18 protein-coding genes are annotated in these 19,395 nt (G+C 71.8%); 10 read left to right on the top strand and 8 right to left on the bottom strand.

Annotation, left to right across the window (positions count from 1 at the left end):
• The first annotated feature begins 74 nt into the window (after positions 1–74).
• On the top strand, positions 75–1,307 hold the full coding sequence (locus tag AMK27_RS14890) for an MFS transporter (RefSeq protein ID WP_073907562.1): 1,233 nt from the start codon (positions 75–77) through the stop codon (positions 1,305–1,307).
• Here AMK27_RS14890 and glgX read toward each other — a convergent pair.
• Positions 1,276–3,396: a glycogen debranching protein GlgX gene (gene glgX / locus AMK27_RS14895; protein WP_073906719.1), complete on the bottom strand. Its 2,121-nt coding sequence runs from the start codon at positions 3,394–3,396 to the stop codon at positions 1,276–1,278. The genes AMK27_RS14890 and glgX overlap by 32 nt on opposite strands.
• A gap of 138 nt (positions 3,397–3,534) precedes the next feature.
• Here glgX and AMK27_RS14900 point away from each other — a divergent pair, with 138 nt between their 5' ends.
• The 4 genes from AMK27_RS14900 to AMK27_RS14915 all read left to right on the top strand — a co-directional run bounded on the left by AMK27_RS14900 (position 3,535) and on the right by AMK27_RS14915 (position 8,067).
• Positions 3,535–4,401: a Tat pathway signal sequence domain protein gene (locus AMK27_RS14900; protein ID WP_241847499.1), complete on the top strand. Its 867-nt coding sequence runs from the start codon at positions 3,535–3,537 to the stop codon at positions 4,399–4,401.
• Between the two features lie 73 nt (positions 4,402–4,474).
• Positions 4,475–5,860 (top strand): copper amine oxidase, encoded by a 1,386-nt coding sequence (locus AMK27_RS14905; protein ID WP_073906724.1) that lies wholly within the window; start codon positions 4,475–4,477, stop codon positions 5,858–5,860.
• Between the two features lie 110 nt (positions 5,861–5,970).
• A complete protein-coding gene (locus tag AMK27_RS14910; protein WP_073906727.1) occupies positions 5,971–7,254 on the top strand; it encodes an SAV2148 family HEPN domain-containing protein in 1,284 nt (427 codons plus the stop codon).
• An 87-nt stretch (positions 7,255–7,341) separates the two neighbouring features.
• Positions 7,342–8,067 carry a 3'-5' exonuclease gene (locus AMK27_RS14915; protein WP_073906729.1) on the top strand — a complete coding sequence of 242 codons (726 nt, stop codon included), beginning with the start codon at positions 7,342–7,344 and terminating at the stop codon, positions 8,065–8,067.
• A gap of 10 nt (positions 8,068–8,077) precedes the next feature.
• Here the strand turns inward: AMK27_RS14915 and AMK27_RS14920 are convergent, their stop codons facing one another.
• Together AMK27_RS14920 and AMK27_RS14925 are read right to left on the bottom strand one after the other, a co-directional pair.
• Positions 8,078–8,902: an alpha/beta fold hydrolase gene (locus AMK27_RS14920; protein WP_073906732.1), complete on the bottom strand. Its 825-nt coding sequence runs from the start codon at positions 8,900–8,902 to the stop codon at positions 8,078–8,080.
• Positions 8,903–8,949: 47 nt separating this feature from the next.
• Positions 8,950–9,807 (bottom strand): phosphotransferase, encoded by an 858-nt coding sequence (locus AMK27_RS14925; protein ID WP_073906735.1) that lies wholly within the window; start codon positions 9,805–9,807, stop codon positions 8,950–8,952.
• A 165-nt stretch (positions 9,808–9,972) separates the two neighbouring features.
• Here AMK27_RS14925 and AMK27_RS14930 point away from each other — a divergent pair, with 165 nt between their 5' ends.
• From AMK27_RS14930 to AMK27_RS14950, 5 genes are all read left to right on the top strand, one after another.
• Positions 9,973–10,917 (top strand): carbohydrate ABC transporter permease, encoded by a 945-nt coding sequence (locus AMK27_RS14930; RefSeq protein WP_073906737.1) that lies wholly within the window; start codon positions 9,973–9,975, stop codon positions 10,915–10,917.
• Positions 10,914–11,756, top strand: a complete 843-nt coding sequence (locus AMK27_RS14935) for a carbohydrate ABC transporter permease (RefSeq protein ID WP_073906740.1) — start codon at positions 10,914–10,916, stop codon at positions 11,754–11,756. Before AMK27_RS14930 ends, AMK27_RS14935 begins: the two co-directional genes overlap by 4 nt.
• On the top strand, positions 11,753–13,048 hold the full coding sequence (locus AMK27_RS14940) for an ABC transporter substrate-binding protein (RefSeq protein ID WP_073906743.1): 1,296 nt from the start codon (positions 11,753–11,755) through the stop codon (positions 13,046–13,048). The genes AMK27_RS14935 and AMK27_RS14940 overlap by 4 nt, the downstream gene beginning before the upstream one ends.
• 152 nt (positions 13,049–13,200) lie before the next feature.
• Entirely contained in the window at positions 13,201–13,758 is a 558-nt protein-coding gene (locus AMK27_RS14945; protein WP_073906746.1) for a DUF1697 domain-containing protein, read from the top strand.
• A 74-nt stretch (positions 13,759–13,832) separates the two neighbouring features.
• Positions 13,833–14,459, top strand: coding sequence for a mycothiol-dependent nitroreductase Rv2466c family protein (locus tag AMK27_RS14950; protein WP_073906748.1), 627 nt, complete (start codon positions 13,833–13,835; stop codon positions 14,457–14,459).
• Between the two features lie 104 nt (positions 14,460–14,563).
• On the opposite strand, the gene AMK27_RS14955 is transcribed toward AMK27_RS14950, so the two are convergent.
• The 5 genes from AMK27_RS14955 to AMK27_RS14975 all read right to left on the bottom strand — a co-directional run bounded on the left by AMK27_RS14955 (position 14,564) and on the right by AMK27_RS14975 (position 19,199).
• A complete protein-coding gene (locus AMK27_RS14955; protein WP_107425572.1) occupies positions 14,564–15,418 on the bottom strand; it encodes a D-alanyl-D-alanine carboxypeptidase family protein in 855 nt (284 codons plus the stop codon).
• Positions 15,419–15,607: 189 nt separating this feature from the next.
• On the bottom strand, positions 15,608–16,354 hold the full coding sequence (locus tag AMK27_RS14960; protein ID WP_073906753.1) for a sirohydrochlorin chelatase: 747 nt from the start codon (positions 16,352–16,354) through the stop codon (positions 15,608–15,610).
• Positions 16,355–16,365: 11 nt separating this feature from the next.
• A complete protein-coding gene (locus AMK27_RS14965; protein WP_073906756.1) occupies positions 16,366–17,253 on the bottom strand; it encodes an ABC transporter permease in 888 nt (295 codons plus the stop codon).
• Positions 17,240–18,034 carry an ABC transporter ATP-binding protein gene (locus AMK27_RS14970; protein WP_073906759.1) on the bottom strand — a complete coding sequence of 265 codons (795 nt, stop codon included), beginning with the start codon at positions 18,032–18,034 and terminating at the stop codon, positions 17,240–17,242. Before AMK27_RS14970 ends, AMK27_RS14965 begins: the two co-directional genes overlap by 14 nt.
• Positions 18,035–18,089: 55 nt before the next feature.
• Positions 18,090–19,199 (bottom strand): aliphatic sulfonate ABC transporter substrate-binding protein, encoded by a 1,110-nt coding sequence (locus AMK27_RS14975; protein ID WP_073906762.1) that lies wholly within the window; start codon positions 19,197–19,199, stop codon positions 18,090–18,092.
• Positions 19,200–19,395: the final 196 nt, after the last annotated feature.

Genomic DNA, 19,395 nt, shown 5'->3' on the forward strand with positions numbered 1-19,395 from the left:
CGCGGGAGGGCTTCTGTGTCATCGCCTCATGCACCCGTTCGTGTGCATCGCGTTACGTTCGCCCGATGCTCCGGATGTATCGCGACACGCTCTCCCTGCTCGGCCCGGCCCTGCCCGTCGTCTCCTTCCTCGGCCGGCTGCCCACCGCCATGTGCCAGCTGGGCAGCCTGCTCCTGGTCGCCGAGACGAGCGGTTCCCTCGCCACGGCCGGTCTCGCGGGCGGCGCGCTCGCGGCGGGGCAGACGGTCGGCGGGCCGGTCGTCGGACGGCTCACCGACCGGCACGGCCAGCGCGGGGTCGTGCTCACGGCCTCCCTCGCCAACGCCGTCGCCGTCACCGGCCTGGTCCTCGCCGCGCTCGCCCACGCCCCCACGGCCTGGCTGATGGTGCTCGGCGGGCTCGCCGGGGCGACCGTCCCCCAGGTCGGGCCGCTCGCCCGGGCCCGCTCGGTGGCCCTCGCCCGCCGCTCCGGCGCCGACGACCGGACCGTCGGCACGGTGCTCTCCTTCGAGGGCACCCTCGACGAGGTGTCCTTCGTCCTCGGCCCGGCGTTCGTCGGCCTCGCCGCCGCCCTCGCCCACCCGGCGGCCGCGCTCCTCCTGGCGTCCCTCCTGCTCGCGGTCTTCGGCACGGCGTTCGCCCTCCACCCGACGGCGCGGGCCACCCTTCCGGAGCCGTCGGCGTCCACCCGAACGGGCGCCTCCGAACGGACGCGGCTGCCGGGATCGGCGTACGCCCTGCGCGGCACGATGGCCCTCCAGGGCGCCATGTTCGGCGCCTCCCAGGCCGGGATCACCGCGCTCACCGAGGAGCTCGGCGCGCCCGCCCAGGCCGGTCTCGTCTACGCGGCGATGGGCGTGATGAGCGCCGCCGTCGGCCTCTCCATGGCGGCGGTGCCCGCGCGGATCGGTCTCACGGCCCGCTGGCGCGCGGCGACCGCGGCGCTGGTCGTCCTCTCCGTGCCGCTGCTGTTCGTCGGCTCCCTCGGCGCCCTGTACGCGGTCGTCGTCGTCCTCGGCGCCGCCTACGCCCCGCACCTGATCACCGTCTTCGGGCTCACCGAGCGGACCGTGCCGGCCGCCCGGCTCGCCGAGTCCATGGCCTTCCTCACCAGCGGTGTCGTGGCCGGCCAGGCCCTCGCCCTGGCCGTCTCCGGCCGGCTCGCCGAAGGCCACGGCGCCCCCGCCGCCTTCGCGGTGGCGGTGGGGGCGGCCGTGGCCTGCGCGCTGCTGTCCTGGACGGTCCGGGCGGCGGCGCCCGGTCCCGTACGGGAACTCAGGCCGGCCGGCGCAGAACGGTCAGGCTGAGCGGCGCGAGGGTCACCCGCTCGCCGCCCACCAGCTCCGGGCCCTCCTGCGGCGGCATGCCCTCCGGGTCGGAGGTGTCCACCACCGTGCGCCAGCGGGTCCCGTGGCTGTCGGGGACCGCGAACTCCAGCTCCTTCGACGAGGCGTTGAACATCAGCAGGAAGGAGTCGTCGGCGATCCGCTCGCCCTGGGTGCCCGGCTCCGAGATGGCGTTGCCGTTGAGGAAGACGGTGAGCGCCTGGGCGTGCGCCGCCTGCCAGTCCCGGGACGTCATCTCCTCGCCCTCGGGCGTGAACCAGGCGATGTCGGTGAGCTCGTCGTGGGTGCCCTCCACCGGCCGCCCGTGGAAGAAGCGGCGGCGCCGGAAGACCGGATGGTCCCGGCGCAGCCGCACCATCGCCCGGGTGAAGCGGAGCAGCGTGGCCTCCGCCTCGCTGTTCTCCTTCGGCCAGCGCACCCAGGACACCTCGTTGTCCTGGCAGTACGCGTTGTTGTTGCCGCCCTGGGTGCGTCCGAACTCGTCGCCGTGGCTGAGCATCGGCACGCCCTGCGAAAGCATGAGGGTGGCAAGGAAGTTGCGGCTCTGGCGGGCGCGCAGCTCGGCGATCCCGACGTCCTCGCTCTCGCCCTCGACGCCGCAGTTCCAGGACCGGTTGTGGCTCTCGCCGTCCCGGTTGCCCTCGCCGTTCGCCTCGTTGTGCTTGTCGTTGTACGAGACGAGGTCCCGCAGCGTGAAGCCGTCGTGGCAGGTCACGAAGTTGACCGAGGCGAGCGGCCGCCGCCCGTCGTCCTGGTAGAGGTCGGAGGAGCCGGTCAGGCGGGAGGCGAACTCGGCGAGGGTGCGCGGCTCTCCCCGCCACAGGTCCCTTACGCAGTCCCGGTACTTGCCGTTCCACTCGGTCCACAGCGGCGGGAAGTTGCCCACCTGGTAGCCGCCCTCGCCGACGTCCCAGGGCTCGGCGATCAGCTTCACCTGGCTGACCACCGGGTCCTGCTGCACCAGGTCGAAGAACGAGGACAGCCGGTCCACCTCGTGGAACTGGCGGGCCAGGGTGGCCGCCAGGTCGAAGCGGAAGCCGTCCACGTGCATCTCGGTCACCCAGTACCGCAGGCTGTCCATGATGAGCTGGAGCACGTGCGGGGAGCGCATGAGCAGCGAGTTCCCCGTGCCGGTGGTGTCCATGTAGTAGCGGGGGTCGTCGGCGAGCCGGTAGTACGAGGGGTTGTCCAGGCCCCGCATGGAGAGCGTGGGGCCCAGGTGGTTGCCCTCGGCGGTGTGGTTGTAGACCACGTCGAGGATGACCTCGATGCCCGCCTGGTGCAGGGCCCGCACCGCCGACTTGAACTCCAGGACCTGCTGGCCCCGGTCGCCCCAGGACGCGTACGCGTTGTGCGGGGCGAAGAAGCCGATCGTGTTGTAGCCCCAGTAGTTGGAGAGTCCCGCGTCGACCAGGCGGTGGTCGTTCACGAACTGGTGGACGGGCATCAGTTCGAGCGCGGTCACGCCCAGTTCCTTCAGGTGCCCGATGACCGACGGGTGGGCGAGGCCCGCGTACGTCCCGCGCAGCTCCTCCGGGAGGTCCGGATGGAGCATCGTCAGGCCCTTCACATGGGCCTCGTAGATCACCGTGTGGTGGTACTCGGTGCGCGGCCGCCGGTCGTCGCCCCAGTCGAAGTACGGGTTGACCACGACCGAGGTCATCGTGTGCGGACCCGAGTCCAGGTCGTTGCGCGCGTCCGGCTTCCCGAAGGGATAGCCGTACACCGCCTCGCCCCACTTCACCTGCCCCGACACCGCGCGCGCGTAGGGGTCGAGGAGCAGCTTCGCCGCGTTGCAGCGGAGCCCTTGCTCCGGGGCGTACGGGCCGTGCACCCGGAACCCGTACCGCTGACCGGGCATCACGCCCGGCAGATAGGCGTGCCGCACGAACGCGTCGGTCTCGCGCAGCTCCACCGCCGTCTCCGAGCCGTCGTCGTGGAGCAGACACAGCTCGATCCTGTGGGCGGCCTCCGAGAAGACCGCGAAGTTGGTTCCCGCTCCGTCATAGGTGGCGCCCAAGGGGTACGCCTGTCCCGGCCAGACCTGCATGGATACGACTCTTCCTCTTCTGTCCGGGTTTTATAGCTGTTCTTCGGCCGAATCCTGCCCGAAAGAGGCGCAACCTCCTAGGACTTCGCCCCGTCCTACCGGGTGACCGCGGTCCTGGAGGGGGAATGAGGGGGAAGTGTGTACGAAATAGCGCGTCGCCACCTGGGGAAGGTGGTGGCCGGAGCGGCCATGGCGGTGACGGGAACCGCCGTCGCGGTCGCGATCGGAATGCCGGGGGTCTCCGGGGCGGAGGCTCCGCCGGGGACGGTGAGCGGTAGCACGCTCGGAGGCACCGCCGGTCCGGCCGGCGGGGGCGGAACGGGTGGGCCGGCGGACGGCGCCGGCGCGGCGGAGTCCGGAGCCGGCGCGCAGGCGCGGGGCACCGCGCCCCCGCCGGCGACCGTGGCCCCCGCGGCGGCCGAGGGGGAGAAGGGCGTGGGCAGCGACCCGCTCACCGACGACGAGCTCGCCCGGGCCGAGACGCTCGCGCTGACCCCGTCCGGCGCCGCCGCCCAGCAGAACGTCGAGGGCGGCCGGGGACCCCAGCACCTGGGCACCGGCCTCGCCGACCCGCTGCCGGGGGACGGCACGCGCCGCGCCGAGGTCCGCTTCTACGACTACGGGCGGGACGAGCTCATCACCCGGACCGTCAACCTCGCCACGGGGAAGGTCGAGAAGTCCGTCGCGCAGCGCGGTGTCCAGCCCTCCGCCCACCCCGAGGAGCTGCGCGAGGCCCTGGAGCTGATCCTCGCGAGCCCCCTCGGCAAGGGCGTCAAGGAGGACTACAAGGACGCCACCGGCAAGGAGCTCACCTCCACCGGTCAGTTGTGGTTCAACGGCGACCTCTACCGCCCCTACCGCGAGGCGAACGTGCCCGCACCCCTGACCCGTTGCGGCGAGCACCGCTGCGTACGGCTCGTCACCAAGGTCCTCAACGGGGCCTGGATCGACACCCGCGACCTGATCGTCGACCTCTCCGCGAGGACCGTCACCCGCGTCGGCTGACCACCGCCGCCGGTCCTCTCCCGCCGCCCCTCGCGGGCGGCGGGCCGACCTCCGTACGAGGGAGTACGTTCCCATGCCCACCCCGCACAGCCCGTCCACGCCGCACAGCTCCACCCGGCGCACGCGGCGCACCCGCGGCGCCGTCCTGACCGCGGCCGTCCTGCTCGGCACCGCGACCGCCGCCACCGCCCCGGCGACCGGGGCCACCGCGGCCCCCGCGCCCGCGCCGACGCGCAACCCCGCGGTGCCGCCGCCGTCCCCGACGCGCCCGTCCGTCACGCCCGAGGCCGACTGCTCCGACGCCTACCGCATCACGCAGAAGCTCGACGGCGGTGCCACCTGGCGCATGTGCTGGCGCTACGACACCGACGCCGGGCTCACGCTCGACAAGGTGACCTACCAGCCGCCCGGCGCGGCCGCCCCCGTCAAGGTCCTCAGCAGCGCCCGGCTCGCCCAGATCCACGTGCCCTACGACGACGGGGTCGCCGAGTACGACGACCTCACCGGTGCCGGCTTCGGCTGGGGCCTGCAGAACCTCAAGCCGGCCGAGTGCCCCGGCGGCACCCTCACCACGGTCAAGGTGCCCGAGGTGGGCCAGATCAAGGGCCTGTGCACCACCACGCGGGCGCGCGGCCACGCCTACCGGATGGCCAGCGACAGCGGGAGCAAGGTGTACCAGGCGCAGGCCAAGGACCTGCTCGTCTACACGGTGAACAAGGTCGGCTGGTACGAGTACATTTCCGAATGGCGGTTCTCCGCCGACGGCACCATCGGCGCCAACGTCGGTGCCACCGGCAGCCTCTCGCCCGTCGACTACAACGCCACCGACGGCCGCGGCTGGCCCATCGGCAAGGGCTCCCGCGCCTACGCCACCAGCCACGCCCACAACGTCTTCTGGAAGCTCGACTTCGGCCTCGACGGCTCCACCAAGGACCGGATCGAGCAGTTCGACTCCACCGTCACCGCGCCCGCCCCGGGCGGCGGCGGACCGACCGTGAAGACCGTGCGCACCCCGGTCACCAAGGAGCTCGCCGGCGACGCGAAGAACATGCGCTGGTGGCGGGTGGTCAGCGGGACCGGCAAGAACGCCGACGGCCACGCCCGCTCGTACGAGATCGTCCCCGGCCACACCGACACCCACGCCGGACGCGGCTTCACCAAGCACGACGTGTACTTCACGCAGTCGCGCGCCTGCGAGAAGTTCGCGAGCAACAACATCGGCGGCTGTGCCCCCAACGCCGGTGACAGCGTGGACAAGTGGGTCAACGGCGAGACGCTGACCAAGCCGTCGGTCTGGGTCAACATCGGGTTCCACCACATCGCCCGGGACGAGGACCAGCAGCCCATGCCGGTCCACTGGCAGGGCTTCCAGCTCGCCCCCCGGGACGTAACCGCTATGAATCCGCTCACTCCGTCCGATCTCGCCTCCGGGAACGGGCAGCCCGATCTGGGGAGTTGAGGAAGGAGCCTGACGATCCTGCTGCACCGCCTCCCGCTCGCGGAGTACCCTTCCTTGATCGTTGTCGGACCGGTCGACACGGGCGTCCAGGAGCAGAAGGCGGTGCGCGGGTGAGCTCGGGAGGTCTGGAGCTGCCCCCAGGGGATCCGGGTCAGGAGAAGGGTCCCGCCGGCCCCGCCGAGGCCCCGCCGGGCGCCGTCGCGCCGCCCGGCGCCGTGCCGCCCGGCACGGTCACCGTCGCCCGGCCCGTGGAGATAGGGGCCGAGCTCGACTGGGACGCCGAGGCCTGGAGCGAGGTCCGCACCCGCGCCCAGCGCGCCGGGCGGGCCTATATCTGGCTGAACCTCGTCGAGCAGCGGCTGCGCGCCGTGGTCGCCGCCGTCCTGCGGCCCGTGTACGAGCCCGTGCACGGCGAGGAGTGGGTGGTGGCCGCGGCGGGCCCGGCGGGCCAGGAGTGGGTGCAGCGGGCGGTCGCCGTGCGCGAGGTGTCGCGCCGCAAGGGCTATCTGCTCGACCCGGCCGACGACAACGTCCTCAGCTTCCTGACGCTGCCGCAGCTGCGCGAGCTGATGGTGCAGCACTGGCCCTGCTTCGAGCCCTACTTCGACGACCGGCGCGAGGTCGAGCTCGCCCTGGACGAGCTGGAGGTCACGCGCAACGTGGTCTCCCGCAACCGGGCGCTCTCCCTGACCGTCCTCGCCCAGTCGGAACGGGCCTCGGCCCGCATCCTGGAGATCCTCGGCAGCGGTGCCGGGGTGCCCTCCGCCGACCGGCTGCCGGTGGACGCGGTCGAGGACCTCGTCGGGGACCGGTACGCGGACGTGGTCTCCGTCCACCCCGACCGGGTCCGGCTCCAGCGGCAGCTGCCGGCCGAGGACCTCTTCGGCGGGGCCCGCCGCCTCGACGCCACCGGCATAGGTCTCAATCTGCTCGTGCAGAACTTCTCGGGGCGCCGGATGGTCCGCCTCGCCGAGTCCGGCTGCCGGACCCGGCTCCTCTTCCTCAACCCCGCGAGCAGCGCGGTGAAGCGCCGCGAGCGCGAACTGGGCCTCAAGAAGGGCGAGCTGAGCCGCTCGGTGGAGATGAACATCCTCCACATGCGCCGGGTCCGCTCCAAGCTCCGCGACCCGGGCGCCTTCCAGATCCACGTCTTCGACGAGACGCCCCGGTTCACCGCCTATCTGGTGGACGGCGACGGGCCGGACGGGGTCGGCGTCGTGCAGTCCTATCTGCGCCGGGCCCGGGGCATGGAGGCGCCGGTGCTCGTCCTGCGCGGCGGCGGGCGGAACGTGGTGCGGCACGGACAGGGCATCCGTGACGGCGATCACGGACTTTTCGAGACATACCGGGAGGAATTCGAGTCCGTCTGGCTCGACTCACGGCCCGTCTCCTGACGCTGCGACGGGGGAGGCCGGAGGTGTTGTCAGTGGCGCGTGCGAGGGTGGTCAGCACCACGGGGGAGATCACGTAAGGAGGACCCGATGGCTTGGCACGGCGAGACGCTGGTCGGCTTCGACCTGGAGACGACCGGCACCGAACCACTGGAGGCCCGGATCGTGACGGCCTCGATCATCGAGGTCGACGGCGGGGGACACGTCACACACCGGCGGGACTGGCTCGCCGACCCGGGCATCCGCATCCCGGAACAGGCCTCCGCGATCCACGGCATCAGCAACGAGCGGGCGGCCGCCGAGGGCCGGCCGGTGCGCGAGGTCGCCGACGAGATCGCGAAGACCCTCGCCGCGTACTGGGAGGACGGCGTCCCTGTCGTCGCGTACAACGCCTCCTTCGACCTGACGCTGCTCTCCGCCGAGCTGCGCCGGCACGGACTGCCCTCGCTCAGCGAGCGGCTCGGCGGCGTCCCCATCGGACCCGTCGTCGATCCGTACACCATCGACCGGGCCGTCGACCGCTACCGGCGCGGCAAGCGGAACCTGGAAGCCGTCTGCGGGGAGTACGGGGTGGTGCTCGAAGCAGCCCACCAGGCCGCGGCCGACGCGCTCGCCGCCGTCCGGGTCGCCGTCGCGATAGCCGAGCGGCACCGGCAGGTCGCCGAGCTCGACCCGGCCGAGCTCCATGAGCGCCAGATCGGCTGGTACCGCGCCTGGGCCGAGAACTTCCAGGACTTCCTGCGCCGCAAGGGCGACGCGGAGGCGGTCGTCGACTCCACGTGGCCCCTGCGCGAGGCGGTCGCGGCGGCGGTCTAGCAGCGACGCGTCAGGAGTTCTCCTTGAGGAAGGAGAGCAGCAGGTCGTTCACCCGCTCCGGCCGGTCCAGCGGGAACCAGTGGCCGGCGTCCTCCACGCGCTCGTAGCGCCAGGGACCGGAGACGTGCGCGCCGGTCTCCACCATCTGCCGCTCGTCGAGGAAGCGGTCGCCGGTGGACCAGACGCCCATGACCGGGACGGACAGCGGGGGAAGCACCGGGGGCTCGCCCAGCTGGGTCTCGACGGACAGCCCCGACCGGTAGATCTGGAGGGCGGCGGTCAGCCCGCCCGGAGCGCGCAACGGCTCCAGGACGGCCTCCGCCTCCGCGTGGTCGTCCAGCATCTCGCGCAGCCGCGCGAAGTCCTCGCGGGACAGCCACTCCTCGGCGAGCCCCTCGTGCTGGAACATCGTCAGGTGCCACAGGCGCTGCCGCTGCTCCCAGCCCGCGGCGAGGACCGCCGCGACGTTGCCCACCGACATGAGCGTCGCGCTCGCCACCCGGTCGGGCACGACCTGCGCGATGCCCTGCGCGAGCCCCGAGCCCCAGTCGTGGCCGACCACATGGAACCGGTCGATCTCCAGCCGGGCCAGCAGCTCCAGCAGGTCGCCGACGTGCTTGGCCGGGTGGTACGCCTCCGGACCGCCCTCCGGACGGTCCGAGGCGCCGAAGCCCCGCAGCGTCGGGGCGACCGTCCTGAACCCGGCCGCCCGCAGCGCCGGGATCTGATGACGCCACAGACGGTGGCTGTCAGGGAAGCCGTGCACGAGCAGGACGGCGGGTCCCTCGCCGCCCACCTCGACGTCGAGCGTCACCTCGGTCAGTTCCACGCGCATCCCAACACCCCGTTCTCGGCAGCCGGTTCGGTCAGGACCACATGATGTCAGAACGGGTACCAGCGGACCTCGGGGTCGCCGTCCCGCAGCGAGGCCACCCGACGCTCGAATTCGGCCAGAGCCTTCGGGTTCGTCGGCGCGTGCTGCGCCACCCACGCACAGCTCGCGGTCTCCCGCGCCCCGCGCAGCACCGCGCATCCCTCCCACTCCCGCACGTCCCAGCCGTACGCCCCGGTGAAGGCCTCGTAGGCGGCCGGGTCCAGGCCGTACCGGTCCCGGGAGAGCGCGAGCACCACGAGGTCGTGCTCCCGCAGATCAGAGGAGAAGGTCTCCAGGTCCACCAGGACCGGGCCGTCGGGGCCGACATGGACGTTCCGGGGGAGCGCGTCGCCGTGGATCGGGCCCGGCGTCAGGTGCGGCGTCAGCGCGGCCGCCGCCGGGGCGAAGGCATCGCGCCGCTCCCGCAGGAACGCCGCGTCCGCCGGATCGATCGCGTCGCCCGCGAGCCGCAGCCACCGCTCGACACCGCCGAGCAGCTCACGGCGCGGCAGCGTGAAGGCCGCCGGCTCCGGCAGCGCGTGGATCCGCCGGAGCAGCGGCGCCAGGTCACGCGGCTCCGCGGGCCGCACCGCCTCGGGCAGCCGGTGCCAGAAGGTGAGCGGGTGCCCCTCGACCAGCCGCGGCTTCTCCTCGGCGGCCCGTACCGCCGGGACCTCCGCGTCGGCCAGCCAGGCGGCCAGTGCCAGCTCCCGCTCCGCCCGCTCGAACAGCTCGGCGTCCCGGCCCACCTTCACGGCGAGATCGCCCACCGCGAAGACCGCGTTCTCCCCGAGGGCCAGCAGCGTCGCCTCGGCGACCGGCACCCCCGCCGCCGCCAGGATCTCCCGCGCCCGCGCCTCGTCCATCGACCTCTCCCTACCTGTGTGATTGAGCCAAAGTCTCCCATCCACGCAGCTCACCGCGCAGATCGCCTTGACCGGCCCCCGGGGCGTCAGCACCATGGCGGGGTTCCCGCGGCGGTACGGGCCCCCCGGCCCGGGCCCGGGGAAAGGCGGACGGGGGTCGAATCGGTGAGCTCGCTGACCGCGACGAAGCGGCCGGGCCGGACGCGCACACCGCGCGCCGCCCACCGGACACGCCCGCGCGGCCCCGATGTCGGCGCCTGGTTCCTGGTCCTCCCCGCGCTGCTGCCGATCCTGGTCCTCAGCGTCGGCCCGCTGCTCTACGGCATCGCGCTCGCCTTCACGGACGCCCAGTCGGGCCGCACCCGGACGACCGGCTGGGTGGGCACGCTCAACTTCCAGGACCTGCTGCACGACACCCTGTTCTGGGACTCGTTCCGCATCGGCGCGGTCTGGGCCGTCGGGGTCACCGTCCCCCAGTTCCTGCTCGCCCTCGGCCTCGCCCTCCTGCTCGACCAGAAGCTCCGCTTCCGCTGGCTGGCACGGGCCCTCGCGATCGTTCCCTGGGCGATGCCCGAGGTCGTCGTCGGCATCATGTGGCGGCTCGTCTACAACCCCGACGCCGGCATCCTCAACGAGACGCTCAGGAACCTGGGCCTCGGCGACGGCCGCGACTGGCTCTCCGACCTCGCCACCGCGCTCCCCGCCGTCGTCCTCGTCGGCGTCTGGGCCGGGATGCCGCAGACCACCGTCGCCCTGCTCGCCGGGCTCCAGAACACCCCGCACGAACTCCACGAGGCCGCCGCGCTCGACGGCGCCGGGGCCTGGCGCCGCTTCCGCGTCGTCACCTGGCCCGCGCTCCGGCCGGTCGCCCTCGCCATCACCGCCCTCAACCTGATCTGGAACTTCAACTCCTTCGCCCTGGTCTATGTGCTGACCAGCGGCGGACCGGGCGGCCGGACCCGGCTCCCGATGCTCTTCGCCTACGAAGAGGCCTTCCGCTACGGGCAGTTCGGTTACGCCGCCGCGATGGGCTGCGTGATGGTCGCCGCGGTCTCGGTGCTCATCGCCCTCTCCCTCGTACGACGGCTGAAAGGGGACCAGGACCGGTGAGCGCCCTCCGGACGAGCAGAGCCGCGCGATGCGGCCAGTACGCGGCCCTCCTCGCGTACCTGGTCTTCCTCGCCTTCCCCTTCCTGTGGCTGGTCTCCACCGCCTTCAAGCCCGCCCCCGAGCTCGCCTCGCTGCATCCCACCTGGATCCCCGAGGACCCCACGCTCGCCAACTTCCGGCAGGCCTTCGACGAGCAGCCGCTGCTCAGGGCCGCCGGGAACAGCCTGGTCGCCGCGGTCTCCGCCGCCGTGATCGCGGTGGCCGTCGCGACCCCGCTGGCCTATGTGACGGCCCGCCACCGGGGCAGGCTCGCCTCGGCCGCGACCGGCTGGGTGGTGATCAGCCAGGCGTTCCCCTTCGTCCTCGTGATCATCCCGCTCTTCCTGGTCCTCAAGAACCTGCACCTCGTCAACAGCGTCCTCGGCCTCGTCCTGGTCTACGTCGTCTGGTCGCTGCCCTTCGCCCTCTGGATGCTGACGGGATACGTCCGGGCGGTCCCCGCCGAACTGGAGGAGGCCGCCGCCGTCGACGGCGCGGGCCGGCTCCGCACCCTCGTCTCGGTCACCGCCCCGCTGCTCGTCCCCGGCATCGTCGCCACCACCCTCTTCGCCTTCGTCACCGCCTGGAACGAGTTCTTCTTCGCGCTCGTCCTGCTCAAGACCCCGGAGAAGCAGACCCTGCCGGTCGTCCTCACCCACTTCCTCGGCGCCGAGGGCGTCGCCGACCTCGGCCCGCTGGCCGCCGCGGCCTTCCTCGCGACCCTGCCCTCGCTCGTCGTCTTCGGCCTTCTCCAGCGACGGATCACCGGCGGGACGCTGGCCGGGGCGGTGAAGTCATGAGACGACGGCTCCTCACCCTCACCGCCGCGTTCGCCCTGCTCGTCACCGGCTGCACGGCGGGGGACGACGCTCCCGAGGACGGGGTCGTACGGCTCCGCTTTCAGTCCCTCGCCTGGCAGAAGGAGTCCGTCGACGCCAACCGGCAGCTGGTGGCGGAGTGGAACGCCGGCCACCCCGACGTCCAGATCGACTACGTCCAGGGCAGCTGGGACTCCGTCCACGACCAGCTCCTCACCTCCTTCGAGGGCGGCGAGGCGCCCGACATCATCCACGACGCCTCCGACGACCTCGCCGACTTCGCCTACGGCGGCGACCTCGCCGACCTCCGCCCGCTGCTGCCCGAACGGCTCCGCGCCGACATCCCCGCCCGCAGCTGGGAGACCACCACCTTCGGCGAGGGGATCTACGGCGTGCCGTTCCTCCAGGAACCGCGCGTGATCATCGCCAACCGGAAGATCCTCGAATCCTCCGGCGTCCGCCTCCCCACCCCCGAGGCGCCCTGGACCTGGACCGAGTTCCGCCGGATCACCCAGGACCTCACCCGCACCATGGGCCCCGGCCGGTACGCCGTCGCATGGCCGCTCAAGGAACCCGTCTCCGTCAGCCTCAACCTGGGCCTCTCGGCGGGCGGACAGCTCTTCCACCGGGAGGCCGACGGCCGGGTGGCCATCCGCTTCACCGAGGCCGACGCCGTCGTCCCCGGCACCCTCCACGACCAGGTCGTCACCGACCGCACCGCCCCGCGCACCACGCTCGGCAGCGGCGGCTCCGACACCCTCCCCGGCTTCTTCGCCGGCCGGTACGCCATGGTCCCGCTGGGCTTCGCCTACCGCCAGCAGATCGCCCAGCAGGCCCCCGAGGGCTTCGAGTGGACGGTCCTGCCCGCCCCCGCCGGCGAGGCCGGGCTCGCCCAGGGCGTCTCGCCGCAGACCCTGTCGATCGCCGAGGACAGTCCGTACAAGAAGGAGGCCGCCGCGTTCCTCGACTTCTTCCTGCGCCCGGAGAACATGGTGCGGCTCGCGCGCGGCGACTGGATGCTGCCCACCGGAACGACCGCGCTCGCCGACCCCTCGCTCCACACCGCCAGGGACGGCTGGGCGACCGGGGCCGCGGTGGCCGAGCAGCTGCGCCCCGCGCCCGCGCAGTCGGTGCGCGGCTACCCGGAGTGGAAGGACAAGGTGGCGACGCCCGCCTTCCAGGAGTACTACAGCGGCGCCATCGACGGCGCCGAGCTGCGCAGGCGCCTGGTGACGGACGGCAACCGGGTACTCGCCCGCTATCAGCGCAAATGACAGGTTCACCAGGGGTTCGCCATTACGAAAGTTTGTTGAATAAGTCACAGATGGGTGAAGGGTCTTCTCGCGGATCCCCTTGATCGGACAGTGTTCGAACCGGCCACCGCGCCGCCCCCCACGAGGCGCGGTGGCCCGCCTAGATTTGAGCCATGACGAAGAAGACGTACGCGGCCCTGCTCCGCGGCATCAACGTGAGCGGACACCGCAAGGTCCCCATGGCGGAGCTCCGGCCCCTCGTCGAGGGACTCGGGCACACCGGCGTCCGCACCTACCTGCAGAGCGGGAACGCCGTCTTCACCACCGAGTCCGGCGCCGGGGAGGACGAGCTCGCCACCGCGCTCGAGGACGCGATCGAGGAGCGGTTCGGATTCCGCGTCGACTGCCTCGTCCGCGGCGCCGACTACCTGGCGGCGGTGGCCGAAGCCTGCCCCTTCCCGGCCGCCGAGCTCGAAGGCAAGCAGCTCCACGCCGTCTACTACTCCGGGCCCGTGGACCCCGAGCGCTTCGCCTCGATCGACCGCGAGGCCTATCTCCCCGAGGACTTCGCCCTCGGCGACCGGGTGCTCTACCTCTACGTGCCCGACGGCCTGGGGAGGTCCAGGCTGGGCGACGTGGTCTCCCGGCCGGCCGTCGTGAAGGGGCTCGTCGCCACCGCCCGGAACTGGAACACCGTGCTGAAGCTCATCGAGATGACCCGGCAGGACTGACCACCAAGTGGCCCACTCCCGACAGGTGTGATTGGACCACGAGGGCAGGCCACCGGGTGGCTAGATTCCTTCGTATGACGCACACCGAGACCGCGCCCCGCCCCGTCGTCGACTTCTACTTCGACCCCGCCTGCCCCTTCGCCTGGATCACCTCCCGCTGGATCCTGGAGGTCGAGCGCGAGCGGGACATCGACCTCCGCTTCAAGGTCATGAGCCTGTACCTGCACAACGAGGGCAACACCCTCCCGGACTGGTACCGCGCACTCGTCGACGCCTCGATCGGACCGGTCAGAGTCGCCGCGGCCGCCGCCGAGCGGCACGGCGAGGAGATCCTGCGCCCGCTCTACACCGCCTACGGAACCCGCATCCACGAGCAGAAGCGGCAGGACTTCGACGCGGTCGTCGCCGAGGCGCTCGCCGAACTCGGCCTGCCCGCGGAACTCGCCGGAGCCGCCGACGACCAGGCGTACGACGAGGCCGTCCGCCGCAGCCACGACGCCGGCAAGGACCGCGACGCCGACGCCTACGTCGGCACCCCCACGATCCACGTCGACGGCACCGTGTGGTTCGGCCCGGTGCTGCGCGCCGTCCCCCGCGGCGAGCGCGCGGCCGAACTCTTCGACAGCTTCCGGGTCCTCGCCGGCCACCCGGACCTCTTCGAACTGAAGCGCACCCGTACGGGCGGCCTCGACTTCAGCTAGCGGGCGCCCGGCGGAACACGGCGGAGGCCTGCCTCCCGGCGAGCGGAAGACAGGCCCCGGGCGGGACCGGCGCCGTCGGGCGCCGTTCACCGCGGATCACGCTCTTACCTGGCGAAGCCGTAGTCCAGCAGCTTCTTCACGTCGGTCGCCCGGTTCGCCTCGCTCGGAGAGGCGAGCACCGCGCCGATGACCGTCTTGCTGCCGCGGGTGGCCGCGAAGACGAGGCAGTACTTGGCCTGCGGACCCGAACCGGTCTTCAGGCCGATCGCGCCGCTGTAGGTGCTCAGAAGCTTGTTCGTGTTGCTCCACGACATGTACCGGTAGCCACCGGTCTTCGTGGTCACCTTCTGCTTCGTGGACTTCGTCTTGACCACGGTACGGAACGTGGAGTTCTTCATCGCACTGCTCGCGAGCTTCGTCAGATCGCGGGGAGTCGAGTAGTTGCTCCCATTGCTTATTCCGTCGAACGAGTCGAAGTGGGTGTTGCGCATGCCGAGGTTGCGGGCCTCGGTGTTCATCTTGCCGATGAACGACTTGATCCGGGCGGCCCGCGTGGTGCCGGTGCCGAACTTGTCGGCCAGCGCGTAGGCCGCGTCGCAGCCCGACGGCAGCATGAGGCCGTAGAGCAGCTGGCGGACCGTCACCTTGTCGCCGACGATCAGCCGGGCGGACGAGGCGTTCTTGGAGACGATGTAGTCGCTGTAGGCCTTCTGGACGGTGACCTTGGCGTCGAGGTTCAGACCGCGCTGAGCCAGGACCACCTTCGCGGTCATGATCTTCGTGGTCGAACCGGTCGACCGACGGGTGTCGGCGGCCTTCCCGAACAGCGTGGTGCCCGTCCCGTTGTTCATGACGAAGCCGCCCGCGGCGGTGATCGACGGGGTGGGCGGCGCGGCGTACGCCTGGCCGGTGAAGAGACCGCCGGCCAGTACGGCCGAGGCCGTGATCGTGACGGTCACGGCTCTGCGTACGCCGAGTGTCGAAGTGATCAAAGTCTTCTGCCCTTGGTAGGAACCGATGTCGTCCGGGCCCGCAAAGACCCGGCGCACAGAAGACGCACGAGAGGGGCCGATGGATGCACGGCACGGGCATGAAGTTGCTCGCATCCGTCGACCGGCCGAATTGTCGGACAGGTTCCCCGCGGTGACTCAGGCCGAGTGGGCCACGGCGCCGCGGGCCGCGTGGGCGGCGGCGTCGTGGCGTTCGAGGAGCAGCCGGGCCAATTCCGGGGAGGGGCCCAGCACATCCGCCAGGACGTCCGCCTCCGCCGCGCCCGCCGCGATCCGGTCCGGGAGACGTCCGGGGGCGATGACGTAGGGGGCGACGGCCACCCGGCGGACGCCCGGCTCGGCCCGCAGGGCGCGCACGGCGTCCTCCGTGCGCGGCAGGGATGCGGAGGCGAACGCGGGCCGCACGGAGCACCAACCGGTGCGCCTCAGCTCCCGCGCCGTTTCTGCGATCACCGCGATCGCCTCCGGGTCGGTGGAGCCCGCCGAGGCCAGGACGACCCCGGTCGCGCTCTTGTCGCCGGGCGTGAGCCCGGCCTCGTACAGCCGCCGCTCCACCGCTTCGATGAGCAGCGGAGAGGGTCCGAGGACCTCCGCCTGGCGGATCCGCAGGGACGGCGGGGCCTGGCGGAGTACGGCGGGGATGTCGGCCTTCGCGTGGAAGGCCCGGGTCAGCAGCAGCGGCAGCGCCACCACGTCCCGTACGCCGTCGGCGGCGAGCCGGTCGAGCACTCCCCGCACCGACGGCAGGTTGAAGTCGAGGAACGCCGTCTCCACCCGCAGCCCCGGCCGCAGCGCACCGGCCCGGCGCACCAGCGCCTGGACGGTCGCCGCGTGCCGCGGGTCGCGGCTGCCGTGGGCGATCACGAGGAGGACGGTTCGGTTCATGGGGGATCGGCTCACTTCACCAGCAGGCCGCGGCTGCGGAGCACCCAGCGCTCCAGCGGGCTGAAGATCAGCAGGTCGATGGCGATGCCGACGATCAGGATCAGCAGGATCGCCAGGAACACGCCGGGCAGGTCGATGTTGTTCCGGCCGTTCTCCAGCAACTGGCCCAGGCCCAGGCCCAGGTCGGGGGAGGAGGCGATGATCTCGGCGGCCATCAGCGAACGCCAGGAGAAGGCCCAGCCCTGCTTGAGACCGGCCAGGTAGCCGGGCAGCGCCGCCGGAAGGGTCACGTGCCAGGTGCCCCGCAAGCCGGTGGCGCCCATGGTGCGGCCGGCCCGAAGGAACAGCGGCGGGACCTGGTCCACACCGGACACCAGGCCGTTGGCGATGGACGGGACGGCGCCCAGCAGGATCACCGTGAACATCATCGCGTCGTTCAGGCCGAACCAGAGCACGGCCGGCGGCACCCACGCCACCGAGGGCAGTGACTGCAGACCCGACAGGATCGGGCCGATCGCGGCGCGCACGAACTTCACCCGGGCGACGAGCAGGCCCAGCGGGGTGCCGATGGCCAGGGCCAGCAGGAAGCCCGCGAGGCCCCGGGACACGCTGGTCCAGATGACCTCGAGCAGGGTGCCCTGCAGCCACATGTCGGTCAGACCGTCCCACACCGCGGACGGCGCGGGCAGTTTGGTCTCCTCGGTGATCTTCGCGGAGACGAGGATCTGCCAGACGGCGAGGACCAGGACGACGGCGAGGGTGGGCGGGAAGACCTTCTTGAGCAGGACCTCCCGGACCGGGGTGCGGCGGATCTCGACCGCGTCCAGGGCGTCGAGTCCGGCCTCCAGACCGGCGAGGTCGTCCTTCTTGACCGTCGCGGCGGTGTCAGTGCTGGCCATGGCGGCGGATCTCCCCACGCAGGTGTTCAGTGATCTCAAGGGACAGCTCGGCCACGTCCGCGTCCTCGATGCGGCGCGGCTGCTCGATGCCCACGGTCCATTCCTTCGCGACCCGGCCGGGCCGGGAGGAGAGGAGGACCACCCGCTGCGCGAGGCGGACGGCCTCGCGCACGTTGTGGGTGACGAACAGGACCGAGAGGTTCGTCTCCTCCCAGATGCGGGTGAGCTCGCCGTGCAGCACGTCACGGGTGATGGCGTCCAGCGCCGCGAACGGCTCGTCCATCAGCAGCAGCTGGCTGTCCTGGGCCAGCGCCCGGGCGAGGGCCACGCGCTGCCGCATGCCGCCGGACAGCTCGTGCACCCGCTTGCCGTACGCGCCGCCGAGCCGGACCAGTTCGAGCAGCCGCTCGGCCTCGGTCCTGCGCTCGGCCTTGGCCACCCCGCGCAGCCGCAGGGCCAGTTCGATGTTCTTGCCCGCGGTCAGCCACGGGAAGAGGGCGTGCTCCTGGAACATCAGGGCCGGCCGGCCGCTCGGGGTCTCGATGGACCCCTGGGTCGGCCGGTCGAGTCCCGCGACCAGGTTCAGCAGGGTGGACTTGCCGCACCCCGAGGCCCCCAGGATGGTGACGAACTCGCCGGGCGCGACGTCGAGACTGACGTCGTCCAGGACGAGCTGGGTACCGGCCGGGCCGGAGAAGGACTTCGAGACGTGCTCGATCCGGGCGGCGTGCGTCTGCTCCGCTACGGTGCCCTCGGCAGCCTTGGCGAACGTCGTGGCCATGGTCGTCACCTCCTGGGGGTTACGGATTCGCGGTCTGTGCGTCGGCTCGGCGCGGTTACTTGACGCCGAGACCGGCGTCGGAGACCTCGGGCTCGCCGGCGGCCTTCAGCACCTTGTTGAGGAGCTTCAGGTCGTAGATGCCGGACAGCTCGGGCTGCTTGATCAGCTGGGCCTTCACCGCCCACTCGGACTGGGTCTTGAGCGTCGCGGCCAGCGGGTCGTTGGTGATCGCGATGCTCGGCCACGCCGGGTCGATGACCTTGGCGTCCAGTGCCTTGCCACCGAGGGACTTCAGCGCCGCGTTGGCGGACGCCTTCGCCTTGTCCGGGTTGGCGTTGATCCACGCGTTGGTCTTCACCGTGCCCGTCAGCACGGCCTCGACCACGTCCGGGTGCTCCGTGAGGAACTTCTGCGACACGATGATGTTCGTGATCACGAACTTCTTGTCGGGCCACAGGGACGTCTCGTCGAGGAGGACCTTGCCACCCTGGGAGACGAGCTTGGAGGCGGTCGGCTCGGGCACCCAGGCGCCGTCGATGGAGCCGGACTTGAAGGCGTCCGGGGTCACCTTGTTGTCCGTGCGGACGACGGAGACGTCACCCTTGCCGGACTCCGGGTCGACCTTCCAGCCCTTCTCCGCGATCCAGTTGAGGAGCGCGACGTCCTGCGTGTTCCCCTTCTGGGGGGTGGCGATCCGCTTGCCCTTGAGGTCGTCCAGGGTCTTGATCTTGTCCGGGTTCACGACCAGCTTGACGCCGCCGGAGGCGGAGCCGGAGATGATCCGCAGGTTCGAGCCCTTGGACTTGACGTACGCGTTGATGGACGGCGAGGGGCCGATGAAGCCGATGTCCAGGGAGCCGCCGTTGAGCGCCTCGATCTCGGACGGGCCGGCGTTGAAGGTCTGCGGCTTCAGCGTGGTGCCGCCCAGCTCCTTCTGGATCAGGCCGTCCTGGACGCCGATCAGCGCGGTCGCGTGGGTGAGGTTGGGGAAGTACCCGAGCCGTACGGTGTCGGCGGAGAGCTTCTTGCCCTCGGCGGCCACCTTCTTCTCGTCGTTCTTGGTGTCGGAGCCGTAGCCGCAGGAGGCGAGCGCGCCGATCAGCAGCGGCAGAGCGGCGGCGGCGGCGAGGCCGCGGCGCAGGGTGGTACGGGTGGTGGCAGGCACGGGAGGTTGTCCCCTCGATTCAGCGTCTTCGAAGTCTTCGTCTATGTCGTTCGGGGTGGTGCGGGTGGAGCGGGGTCGCGCCGCGGGTGCGGAGCATCGAGGTCAGCACGCACATCGTGCGACGCCTCCCATGCCTGCGCCGAGGGCGCCGGAGCCCACCCGGCCGCCTTCCTTCGCGAAGGTCGCGTAGACGTTC

Source organism: Streptomyces sp. CB02009 (genome assembly GCF_001905825.1).
Lineage (GTDB): Bacteria > Actinomycetota > Actinomycetes > Streptomycetales > Streptomycetaceae > Streptomyces.

Coding starts and splice junctions, on each gene's coding strand:
- glgX (WP_073906719.1), bottom strand. CDS start 3,396: ATGCAGGTCTGGCCGGGACAGGCGTACCCCTTGGGCGCCACCTATGAC.
- AMK27_RS14915 (WP_073906729.1), top strand. CDS start 7,342: ATGGCTTGGCACGGCGAGACGCTGGTCGGCTTCGACCTGGAGACGACC.
- AMK27_RS14965 (WP_073906756.1), bottom strand. CDS start 17,253: ATGGCCAGCACTGACACCGCCGCGACGGTCAAGAAGGACGACCTCGCC.
- AMK27_RS14905 (WP_073906724.1), top strand. CDS start 4,475: ATGCCCACCCCGCACAGCCCGTCCACGCCGCACAGCTCCACCCGGCGC.
- AMK27_RS14890 (WP_073907562.1), top strand. CDS start 75: ATGTATCGCGACACGCTCTCCCTGCTCGGCCCGGCCCTGCCCGTCGTC.
- AMK27_RS14950 (WP_073906748.1), top strand. CDS start 13,833: ATGACGCACACCGAGACCGCGCCCCGCCCCGTCGTCGACTTCTACTTC.
- AMK27_RS14970 (WP_073906759.1), bottom strand. CDS start 18,034: ATGGCCACGACGTTCGCCAAGGCTGCCGAGGGCACCGTAGCGGAGCAG.
- AMK27_RS14960 (WP_073906753.1), bottom strand. CDS start 16,354: ATGAACCGAACCGTCCTCCTCGTGATCGCCCACGGCAGCCGCGACCCG.
- AMK27_RS14920 (WP_073906732.1), bottom strand. CDS start 8,902: ATGCGCGTGGAACTGACCGAGGTGACGCTCGACGTCGAGGTGGGCGGC.
- AMK27_RS14925 (WP_073906735.1), bottom strand. CDS start 9,807: ATGGACGAGGCGCGGGCGCGGGAGATCCTGGCGGCGGCGGGGGTGCCG.
- AMK27_RS14945 (WP_073906746.1), top strand. CDS start 13,201: ATGACGAAGAAGACGTACGCGGCCCTGCTCCGCGGCATCAACGTGAGC.
- AMK27_RS14940 (WP_073906743.1), top strand. CDS start 11,753: ATGAGACGACGGCTCCTCACCCTCACCGCCGCGTTCGCCCTGCTCGTC.